We start from the raw sequence: 10,113 nt of genomic DNA on the forward strand, positions 1-10,113 counted from the left end.
TATAACCGGCGTATGAATCTCCAGCAGCTCCGCTACGCCGTGGCGCTGGCCGAGGAGCTCAACTTCGGCCGCGCCGCCCTGCGCGAGGGCGTCCGGCAGCCGCCGTTCAGCCAGCAGATCGGCAAGCTGGAGGAGGAGCTGGGCGTGCGGCTGTTCGAGCGCACGACCAGGCAGGTGCGGCTCACCGCGGCGGGCGAGGCGTTCGTCGCCGAGGCACGCACCAGTCTGGCGCACGCCGAGCTGGCGGCCGAGGCGGCCAGGCGGGCGGGCCGGGGCGAGGCGGGGCGGCTGGCGATCGGGTTCGTCGGCTCGGCCACGAACCTCACGCTGCCGCGCGTGCTGCGCCGCTTCCGCGCCCGCTACCCGGGCGTCCAGGTCGAGCTGCGCGAGCTGACCACCGCGCAGCAGGCGGAGGAGCTGCGGCAGGGGCTGCTGGACGTGGGGCTGCTGCACGCGCCGCTGGCCGGGCCCGCCGCCGAGGTGCTGTCCACCCGCACGGTGGCGCGCGAGCTGCTGCTCGCCGCGCTGCCCACCGGGCATCCCCTCGCCGGCCGCACGCCGCTGCCCGCGTCGGCGCTGGCGGGGGAGGCGTTCGTGCTGTTCCCCCGGCGGTACGGGAGCGGGCTCTACGACCAGATCATGGCCGTGGCCAGGGCGGCCGGGTTCGAGCCCGTGGTGGTGCAGGAGGCCGTGCAGATGCAGACGATCGTGGGGCTGGTGGCGGCGGGGATCGGGGTGTCGGTCGTGCCCGAGTCGGTGGCCCGGCTGCGGCGCGGCGATGTGGTGTTCCGGCCGTTGTCGCCGGCGACCAGGGTCGTCACGCTGGACGTCACCTGGCGCACCGGCGACCCCAACCCGGTGGTGCGCAACTTCCGCGACCTGTTCCCCGCCACCTGACCGCTACCAGGGCGACGGGGCCGGGGGCGGCACGACCGGCGGGCGGTCGTCGCAGGTGATGGTGTTGGGCAGCAGCCAGGGCGCCAGCCAGCCGCCGTCGTTCCCGCCGCGATCCACCACCGTGAACTCCGAGCCGGTGGCGGGGAAGCCGAAGGAGCCGCAGTTGTTCACCCCGACCGCGCCGACGTTGCGCGCGTCGACGTTCTCGAACGTGGCCGAGCCCTTCACCCGGGCGCTGACCACCGACGTGCCGGTGCCGTCCACCCGGATGTCCTTGAAGTGCACGTTCGTGATCGCGTACAGGTCCTTCACCGACCACTCGCTGACCAGCATGATCGCGTTGTAGGTGTTGTCGAGGAAGTCGTTGCCGGTCACCCTGATGTCGGCGGAGATGTCCCGCTCCAGGGCGTAGAACCAGATGGCGCCCAGCCCGATGTTCCAGTTCAGCTCGTAGGTGCCGGAGCGCACGGTGGTGTTGCCGGTGATGTCCAGCCGGCCGGCGAACGGCTCGGCGCCGAAGCGGGAGCCGACCTGGAGCGCGCTGCCCTCCCTGATCGGGTCGGCGACGAGGTTGTGGGAGATCGTGTTGTCGGTGCCGCCGTAGATCGCGATGCCGTTGGCCAGCACGGGCGTCTGCACGGTGTTGTGGTCGAAGGTGTTGCCGGTGTTGGCGCTCTTCTCCGACCACATGGCCAGGGCGTCGTCGCCGGTGTTGCGGATGAAGTTGTGCGAGACGACGGAGCCGGAGACGCCCGTGTGGAAGTTGATGGCGTCGGCGATCTGGTCGACGATGATGTTGCCGGTGATCCGCAGGTTCGACATCGGGCCGTCGAACCACATGCCGACCTTGGTGTGCCGGATGTGCAGGCGCTCGATGGTGGAGTCGCTCATCGCGCCGCCGACGCCGTTGACCTGGTCGGTGTCGATGCGCTCGCGCACGTCGCCGTCGATCGCGAAGTCCGACAGGTGCACGTTGCGGCTGCCGCCCTCGGCGGCCGGCCTGCCGTAGAAGCCGACGCCCGTGTGCACGGAGCCGTCCGGTGCCGGGCTCGGCAGGGCGACCTCGCGGCCCTTGACGATCGTGTACCAGTTGCCCGCGCCGGTGATCGTCACGTCGTCCACGACGATGTGCCGGTTCACCTGGTAGGTCCCCGGCGGCAGGTACACCTTCAGCCGCTTGCGCTTGGCGTAGGCGATGGCCCGGTCGATCGCTCCGGCGGAGTCACGCCGCCCGGTCGGATCCGCGCCGAACGCCAGCACGTCGGCCGCCCGCGGCTCGACCTTGGGCGGGCCGACCAGCTCGGAGTCGAGCAGGTCGACGACCGTCCACGCGGCCTTGCTACCGGTGGGGACCGTCAGCCGCAGCCGGTCGCCGGCCCGGTACGTGCGGCCGAGGAGCAGGCGCTGCTCGTCGTAGAAGTGGCTCGGCCGGAACGGCTTGGCGATCACCGGCGGGGGTGTGGTCGCGCTGGGCACGCACGCGCACTCCGTGATCCACCAGTCGGGGTGCAGCAGGTCGGCGCCCGGGTCGTTGGAGAACGGATACTGGTTGTACAGCCAGGCGTACTGCGAGGTCAGCGTCATCGTGGTGCGCCGCCCGCCGTTGACGGTGACGTCGAGCGGCGCGGTGATGCCGCCCCCGCCCGGCGCGTCGGGGATGCTGTAGCGCACGGTGATCGCGTTCGTCCTGGCCGGCAGCGTGAACTCGACGTGCTGCCCAGGGGTCAGCCGCACCGCCCTGCGCCCCGACGCCTCGGCGGGCAGCGTGTACGCGCTGCGGTCCGGCCCGATGACCGTGCCGTCGGTCGAGGCGTTCTCCGCCTCCTGCTCGGCGAAGGCCACGGTGGCGCCCCGGCCCGCGACCAGCGCCGGATCCAGTGCCGCCCGCGTCACGACCGGCGGGGGCGACCCGGCGGGGGAGTGTGCCGAGGCGGGCGGGGCCAGGAGGCCGCAGGCCACGGCGGCGGCCAGCAACGCCGCGGTGAAGGTGGTGCGGGGCATGCGTGCTCGATTCTCTCGGGGGGTGAGCCGACATTAGGTCCCCCGCACACCGCTTCACAAGGGCCTGTGAACTACTTTCAGTGATACCTCAAATTCTTGCGTTACAAGCGCAAGCCGCTTGCGGAGCTTGCGGCGACGACCGACAGCGGCACCCCGTCGCACGGATGCACGCCGAACCCCGCCTCCCCACGGAACACCGAGCCCCCGATCCACCTGGCCGTGTTCGACGCCACGATCCGCCCGGCCGCGCTGATCACGAACGCCGGCACCGGCACCTCGCGCAGCACCGGCCCGACCGCGCCCTCGAACCGCCGTACGAACACGTCGGCCGCCGCCACCCCCACGAACGCGCCCCCGGCCGTCACCGGCACCGACAGCGTGAGGCTGTACTCGTCGGTGCACAGGTAGTCCACGTACGGGCCGCAGATCGTCCGCTCGGCCCCCTCGCTCGGCCCCGCGTACCACTCCCAGTGCGTGTAGTCGTAGAACGCGCTGCTGGCCGGGTCCAGGTTGCGCAGGAGCTGCACCGGCGTGCCCGAGGGGTCGTCCTGCCACCACTCCAGGTACCACGGCGCGTCCACCAGCAGCCCGGGCGCGGCGATGAAGCCGAGGCCCGCGATCAGCCCGCCGAGGTGGCGGAAGAGGGCGGGCCGCAGCGCCGCCAGGTCCCCCTTGGCCAGGTCCCCCTTGGCCAGGTCCCCCTTGGCCAGGTCCCCCTTGGCCAGGGGCCGCCGCGCGCCGGCGAGCGCCGCCGTGCGGTCGCGGACCTCGTCCAGGACGGTGAAGACGCTCCGCATCGTCTCGCCGACCAGGGAGACGGCCCGGCCGATGCCGGCGGCGGTGGTGGTGGAAGTCGAGGGCTGGGGCATCGCGCGCTACCTCCGTGCCTGTGGTCGTGCCCGCACGGCCGGAGGCTGCCGGGCCGCCGCGCGGTCAGGCGTCCGCCAGCCGCAACCGCAGCTCGATCAGCCGTTCGATCGCGTCGAGCACATGCTGTTCGGCCAGGTCGCGGGCCTGACCGGGGTCTCCTTCGCGGATGGCCTCGGCGATGGCGCGATGCTGGGCCGTGGCCTCATCGTGCCCGCCCGGCTCGTCGTACGGAAGCCAGAGCAACGGCCCGATGTCGGCCTGTAACCGGATCTCCTCCTGAGTGAGTCGTGCCGACTGCGAGGCCGCCGCCACCTCGATGTGGAAACGCCCGTCCAAGCGGCGCAGCACCGCTCTCGTCTGGAGGTCGGGCCCGCCACCGCCATTGTCACCGCCACCGTCACCGCCACCGCCACCGTCACTGCCTGCGGCGGCGGCGCGGGCCATCGCGTCCAGCGTCCGCCACAGCGGTGCCAGGTCTCCCGGCAGCGCACGAAGGGCCGCCAGCCGGGCCGCCGCGCCGGCGATGGCCGCGTAGTGGTCGCCCAGGTCGCGCAGCTCGTCCACGGTGAACGCGCGCAGCCGCGCCCCCAGCTCGGGCGGCTCGCTGGGCGTGCGGACGAAGCTGCCGCCGCCCCGCCCGCGCCGCGTCTCGACCAGCCCCTGCTGCCGCAGCGCCATGAGCGCCTCCCGCAGCGTGACCGTGGAGACGCCGAGCAACGCGGCCAGCTCCGCCTCGCTGGGTAGCTGCTCCCCGTCGGCCAGCAGGCCGAGCGCGATGGCGTCGGAGAGCCGGCGCACGACCGCGTCCACCCGGCCGGCGCCCCCCACGGGTGCGAACACGGCCAGGCGGGATCCCCTCGTCGCCATGCTCACCCTCCCCAGCGTCAACGACATTGATACAGGAACCACCCTTGTCGGAAAACCTTTGAAATCATATGTTTCAGGTTATGTCGGGCAGCGAGACAGCCGTCGGCTTACGCGGGCTGCGCAAGGAGTTCGGGCCAGTCACGGCCGTCGACGGGATCGATCTGGAGGTCCGCGACGGCGAGTTCTTCGCGATGCTGGGGCCGTCGGGATCGGGCAAGACCACGGTGCTGCGCATGATCGCCGGCTTCGAGCCGCCCACCGCCGGCACGGTCGAGCTGGGCGGCAGGGACGTCACCCGGCTGGCCCCGTTCGAGCGCGACGTCAACACCGTCTTCCAGGACTACGCGCTGTTCCCGCACATGAACGTGCTGGCCAACGTCGAGTACGGCCTGCGCGTCAAGAAGGTCCCCAGGGCCGGGCGGCGCGAGCGGGCCCTGGCCGCGCTGCGCTCGGTGCGTCTGGAAGGCTTCGAGGACCGCCGCCCCGCCCAGCTCTCCGGAGGCCAGCGGCAGCGGGTGGCGCTGGCCAGGGCGCTGGTGAACCGTCCCCGCGTGCTGCTGCTCGACGAGCCGCTCGGGGCGCTCGACCTCAAGCTGCGCGAGGAGATGCAGGTCGAGCTGAAGGAGCTGCAGCGCGAGGTCGGCATCACGTTCCTGTTCGTCACGCACGACCAGGAGGAGGCGCTGACGATGAGCGACCGGGTGGCGGTGTTCGACCGGGGCCGGATCGAGCAGGTCGGCACGCCGGCCGAGGTGTACGAGCGGCCCGCCACCGCGTTCGTGGCCGGCTTCGTGGGCACCTCCAACCTCATCTCGGGCGCCGCCGCGGAGAAGCTCCTCGGCCGCTCCGGCACGTACAGCGTGCGCCCGGAAAAGCTCCGCGTCGTGTTCGGGGACCTGGACGGAGGGGAGCTCGCCGTGGCCGACGCGGCAGGGCCCGGCGGGCTCGCCGCGGCCGGTCCCGGCGAGCACTCCGCCACGGGGACGGTCGCGGAGGTCGTGTACGCCGGCGCGGCCACCAGGTTCGTCGTGGACCTCGACGCCGGCGGCCGGCTGATCGCCCTCCAGCAGAACCTCCAGGTCTCCTCCATGGAGGTGACGGGCCTGAGAGGCGCCCGCGTCCGGCTCGTGTGGCAGCGGCGGCACGAGTTCGCGATCACCTAGCGACACCTGGGAGAGAAGGCAATGCGACGCATCGGAACAGCCTTCGCAGCGGCGGCCCTCGCGCTCGCCACCGCCTGCGGCGGCTCCACCCCCACGCAGCCGGGCGCCCCCGCCCCCGGCCAGAGCGGCTTCGTGCCGCCGGCGCTCCAGGCCCAGCGGGCCGTCGGCACCGGCGAGGGCCAGGTGAACCTCGTCGCCTGGGCCGGCTACGTCGAGGACGGCAGCAACGACCCCAAGGTGGACTGGGTCACCCCGTTCGAGCAGGAGACCGGCTGCCAGGTGAACACCAAGGTCGCCGGCACCTCCGACGAGATGGTCACGCTCATGCGGACCGGCCAGTACGACGCGGTCTCCGCCTCGGGCGACGCCTCGCTGCGCCTGATCGCGGCCGGCACCGTGGCCCCCGTCAACACCAGCCTGATCCCCAACTACGCCGACGTGTTCGACGGCCTGAAGAGCAAGCCGTGGAACTCCGTGAACGGCGTCCCGTACGGGGTCCCGCACGGCCGCGGCGCCAACCTGCTCATGTGGCGCACCGACACGGTCAAGCCCGCCCCCGACTCGTGGAGCGTCGTCTTCGACCCGAACTCGCCGTACAAGGGCAAGGTCACCGCGTACGACTCGCCCATCTACATCGCCGACGCCGCCGTCTACCTCATGGCCACCAAGCCCGACCTCGGCATCAAGAACCCGTACGCGCTGGACGACAAGCAGTTCCAGGCCGCCGTGGACCTGCTCAAGCAGCAGAAGCAGATCATCGGCGAGTACTGGTCCGACTACACCAAGGAGATCCAGGCGTTCAAGAGCGGCGACTCCGTCGTGGGCACCACCTGGCAGGTGATCGTGAACGTGGCCAAGAGCGAGCAGGCCCCCGTGGAGGCCGTGCTGCCCAAGGAGGGCGCGACCGGCTGGTCCGACACGTGGATGGTGGCCGCCAAGGCCGCGCACCCGAACTGCGCCTACCGGTGGCTCGACTGGATCATCTCGCCGACCGCCAACGCGCAGGTCGCCGAGTACTTCGGCGAGGCCCCGTCCAACGCGAAGGCGTGCGCGGAGACCGCCGACCCGAAGCACTGCGAGACCTTCCACGCCACCGACGAGACCTACTTCTCCAAGGTCCACTACTGGACCACCCCGATCGCCCAGTGCCTCGACGGCCGCACCGACGTCACGTGCAAGGACTACGCCAAGTGGACGCGGGCCTGGACGGAGATCAAGGGTTGACCCGCGTCGCCGCCTTCCTGCACCGCAGGGCGGGGGTACGCCTGTCACTGCTGCTGTCGGCGCCGCTGGCGTGGCTGGGGCTGGCGTACCTGGGGGCGCTGGCGGCGCTGTTCGTCACCGCGTTCTACTCCGTGGACACCTTCACCGGGGAGCTGGTCAGGACCTTCACCTGGGCCAACTTCCGCGACCTGGTCACGGGGGAGGTCTACCGCACGATCGTGCTGCGCTCCGTCGGGGTGGCGCTCGCGGTGACGGTCATCGACCTGGTGGTGGCCTTCCCCATGGCGTTCGCGATGGCCAAGCTGGCCTCGCCGCGGGCGCGGCGCTGGCTGGTGATCGCGGTGCTGACGCCACTGTGGGCGAGCTACCTGGTCAAGGCGTACGCGTGGCGGGTGATGTTGTCGTCGGGCGGGCTGCTGGGCTGGGGCTTCGGGCTGACCGCCACGGTGCTGACCCTGGCCTACCTGTGGCTGCCGTACATGATCCTGCCCATCTACGCGGGGCTGGAGCGGCTGCCGAACTCGATGCTGGAGGCGGCGGGGGACCTCGGGGCCAGGGCCTGGCGGGTGTTCCGCACGATCGTGTGGCCGCTGACGTTCCCGGCCGTCATCGCCGGGTCGATCTTCACGTTCTCGCTGTCGCTCGGCGACTACATCGCCGTCAAGATCGTCGGCGGGCGCGGCCAGCTCATCGGGAACGTCGTCTACGACAACATCGGCGCGGCCAACAACCTGCCGTTCGCCGCCGCCGTGGCCACCGTGCCCGTCGTCGTCATGCTCGGTTACCTCGCGGCCGTGCGCCGCACCGGCGCACTGGAGAACCTGTGAGACTGTCCCGCCCGGCCAGGCTGCTGCTCCGGCTCGCGCTCGCGGCCGGCCTGGCCGTCATCTACGTGCCGCTGGCCGTCGTGCTGCTCAACTCCGTCAACGCCGACCGCACCTTCGGCTGGCCGCCGTCCGGGCTGACGCTGCGCTGGTGGGGCGCGGCCTGGGCCTCCTCGGGGGTACGGGACGCGCTGTGGACCTCGGTGCGGGCCGGGCTCGGAGCCACGGCGATCGCGCTGGTGCTCGGCACGATGGCGGCCTTCGCCGTGCAGCGGTACCGCTTCTTCGGACGGCAGACCGTGTCGCTGGTGATCATCCTGCCCATCGCGCTGCCGGGCATCGTCACCGGGATCGCGCTCAACAACGCCTTCCGCACGGTGCTGGAGCCGTTCGGGGTGGGGCTCGGGCTGTTCACGGTGGTGGTCGGGCACGCCACGTTCTGCGTGGTGACCGTCTACAACAACGTGCTGGCGCGGCTGCGGCGTACCGGGACGAGCCTGGAGGAGGCGTCGGCCGATCTCGGCGCGGGGCCGTTCACCACGTTCCGGCTGGTGACGTTCCCGATGATGCGGTCGGCGCTGCTGGCGGGCGGGCTGCTGGCGTTCGCCCTGTCGTTCGACGAGATCATCGTGACCACGTTCACCGCGGGGGCCGGGGTGCGGACGCTGCCCATCTGGATCTTCGAGAACCTCTTCCGGCCGAATCAGGCGCCGGTGGTGAACGTGGTGGCCGCCGCGCTCATCGTGGCCTCGGTGGTGCCCATCTACCTCGCCCAGCGGCTGTCGTCCGACGTGGGCGCCCACTGACCTCTATGCGGGGTCGGGGACCTGGGCCGCCTGCTCGCGCAGCCGCCTGGCGCGGCGGCGCAGGCTCTCGGCGGTGGCCAGGCAGTCGTCCTCCAGGTCGTCCAGCTCCCGCCGCAGCCTGAGCACCTGCGTGAGGAAGCGCTGGGCGGCGGGGCCGCGCCAGAACGGCTCGCAGTCGGACGGGCGTGAGGGGAGGGTGTCGAACGTCTCCGGGAGAGATCTGGCGTAACGCAGGAAGGTGACGGCGAGGGCCTCCTTGTCGGCGGCCTCGCGGAGCAACTGGTCCTTGGTGGGCATGGTCAGCCGCCGAGACCCTGGACGTTCGACCACGCCCGCTCCCGCAGGCCGTCGGCTCCGACGCCCGGCTTGAGCGCCTCGTCCAGTGCCGGTTTCAGGGCGGGGTCGGCGGTGGCGAGGAGTTTTGCTGTCTCGTGCGGGTGCTCGGCCAGGAACTGCTGGAACGCGAGGGGGTTGGTGGTGTAGGCGGTGATGAGGGCGTGGAGGCGGGGTGGTGGGGTGGGGTGATTGAGGAGCGTGACGGCCACGTGGTTGAGCACCGTGCCTGACTGGGGGGTCAGTGTGACCAGGGCGGTGAGGGTCTGGGGTGGGGCCGACTCCAGCATGGCGCGCCACTCGTCGCCTAGCCTGCCGGTGCGCTCGGCGCTGGCGAACGCCTTGGTCAGCAGCGCAGCCTCGCCCGCGCCCGCCGCCGTCGCGCCCGCCGCCGCGTTCCCCGCGTCGGCGGTGCTGCCGTGTGCGTCGGCTGTGTCCGACGGCGCGTCCGGTGCGCCGGTCAGGATGCCCAGGACACGCGTGAAGGCGCCCGGTCCGAGCGCCGCCAGCAGCGCCGCCGCGTAGGCGGGGTCGCCCACCTTGCCGGCGACCGCCGAGACGGCGCGCGCCACCGCCGCGGCGGCCGGCTGGCCGACCTCGGCGGCGGTCCCTGCGGCGGCGGCCCCTCCGACGGCGGCGGTCCCGGAGGCGGCGGCGGTCCCGGAGGCGGCGGCGGGCGGGTCGGCGAGAGCCGCGCGGATGGCGCCCGCCGCCTCTTCGGCCGAGCGCCGCGCCTCGACCTCGGCGCCGAACGGAAAGACCGCCGTCAACATCCCCCGCTCCCGCACCGGTACCAACTGCTCAACCGTGTCGATCCGCCAAGCCAACTCCCGCTGGACCTCATCCAGAAACGCCCAGGCCCGACGCAACGCCGCCCCACCCTGCCGCCCCGCCCAGTCCGGCCCGGCCTCGGCGATCGCCGCGTCGAGCCCTGGCCGTGTCCTGCCCAGGGCCGCCTTCACCGCCTCCATCCGGCGGATGAGGTCATGAGCACCGCGGGGGTCGATCCCCACCAACTCCCCCATGAACCCTCCCAGAGGTCACCAGGCGGGAGTCAAGCACACCAGGCGTACCGGAGGAGACACGTTTCGCAGAACGGGAATCGCCCCCGGCGACAGAAGCCACCGG

Annotated in this window: 10 protein-coding genes; 5 read left to right on the plus strand and 5 right to left on the minus strand. The window is 72.3% G+C overall.

Annotated elements, in window-relative coordinates; all coding sequences use genetic code 11:
• The first annotated feature begins 12 nt into the window (after positions 1–12).
• Entirely contained in the window at positions 13–897 is an 885-nt protein-coding gene (locus tag LCN96_RS13525; protein WP_225272951.1) for a LysR family transcriptional regulator, read from the plus strand.
• Positions 898–900: 3 nt separating this feature from the next.
• On the opposite strand, the gene LCN96_RS13530 is transcribed toward LCN96_RS13525, so the two are convergent.
• The 3 genes from LCN96_RS13530 to LCN96_RS57095 form a co-directional block, all read right to left on the minus strand.
• On the minus strand, positions 901–2,898 hold the full coding sequence (locus LCN96_RS13530; protein ID WP_225272952.1) for a glycosyl hydrolase family 28-related protein: 1,998 nt from the start codon (positions 2,896–2,898) through the stop codon (positions 901–903).
• Between the two features lie 101 nt (positions 2,899–2,999).
• Positions 3,000–3,767: a cache domain-containing protein gene (locus LCN96_RS13535; RefSeq protein ID WP_225272953.1), complete on the minus strand. Its 768-nt coding sequence runs from the start codon at positions 3,765–3,767 to the stop codon at positions 3,000–3,002.
• 64 nt (positions 3,768–3,831) lie between these two features.
• Positions 3,832–4,635 (minus strand): FadR/GntR family transcriptional regulator, encoded by an 804-nt coding sequence (locus LCN96_RS57095; protein ID WP_311132277.1) that lies wholly within the window; start codon positions 4,633–4,635, stop codon positions 3,832–3,834.
• 80 nt (positions 4,636–4,715) lie between these two features.
• On the opposite strand from LCN96_RS57095, the gene LCN96_RS13550 reads away from it, so the two are divergent.
• From LCN96_RS13550 to LCN96_RS13565, 4 genes are read left to right on the plus strand one after another with little or no spacing between them, the layout of a single operon-like run.
• Positions 4,716–5,798, plus strand: coding sequence for an ABC transporter ATP-binding protein (locus tag LCN96_RS13550; RefSeq protein WP_225272954.1), 1,083 nt, complete (start codon positions 4,716–4,718; stop codon positions 5,796–5,798).
• Between the two features lie 21 nt (positions 5,799–5,819).
• The gene (locus tag LCN96_RS13555) at positions 5,820–7,022 is read left to right on the plus strand and encodes an ABC transporter substrate-binding protein (protein WP_225272955.1); all 1,203 of its coding nucleotides are present in this window, start codon (positions 5,820–5,822) and stop codon (positions 7,020–7,022) included.
• A complete protein-coding gene (locus tag LCN96_RS13560) occupies positions 7,019–7,849 on the plus strand; it encodes an ABC transporter permease (protein WP_225272956.1) in 831 nt (276 codons plus the stop codon). Before LCN96_RS13555 ends, LCN96_RS13560 begins: the two co-directional genes overlap by 4 nt.
• On the plus strand, positions 7,846–8,652 hold the full coding sequence (locus LCN96_RS13565) for an ABC transporter permease (RefSeq protein WP_225272957.1): 807 nt from the start codon (positions 7,846–7,848) through the stop codon (positions 8,650–8,652). Before LCN96_RS13560 ends, LCN96_RS13565 begins: the two co-directional genes overlap by 4 nt.
• Positions 8,653–8,655: 3 nt before the next feature.
• Here the strand turns inward: LCN96_RS13565 and LCN96_RS13570 are convergent, their stop codons facing one another.
• Together LCN96_RS13570 and LCN96_RS13575 are read right to left on the minus strand one after the other, a co-directional pair.
• Positions 8,656–8,949 carry a hypothetical protein gene (locus LCN96_RS13570; protein ID WP_225272958.1) on the minus strand — a complete coding sequence of 98 codons (294 nt, stop codon included), beginning with the start codon at positions 8,947–8,949 and terminating at the stop codon, positions 8,656–8,658.
• Between the two features lie 2 nt (positions 8,950–8,951).
• On the minus strand, positions 8,952–10,010 hold the full coding sequence (locus tag LCN96_RS13575) for a hypothetical protein (protein WP_225272959.1): 1,059 nt from the start codon (positions 10,008–10,010) through the stop codon (positions 8,952–8,954).
• Positions 10,011–10,113: the final 103 nt, after the last annotated feature.

Source organism: Nonomuraea gerenzanensis, from assembly GCF_020215645.1.
GTDB lineage: Bacteria > Actinomycetota > Actinomycetes > Streptosporangiales > Streptosporangiaceae > Nonomuraea > Nonomuraea gerenzanensis.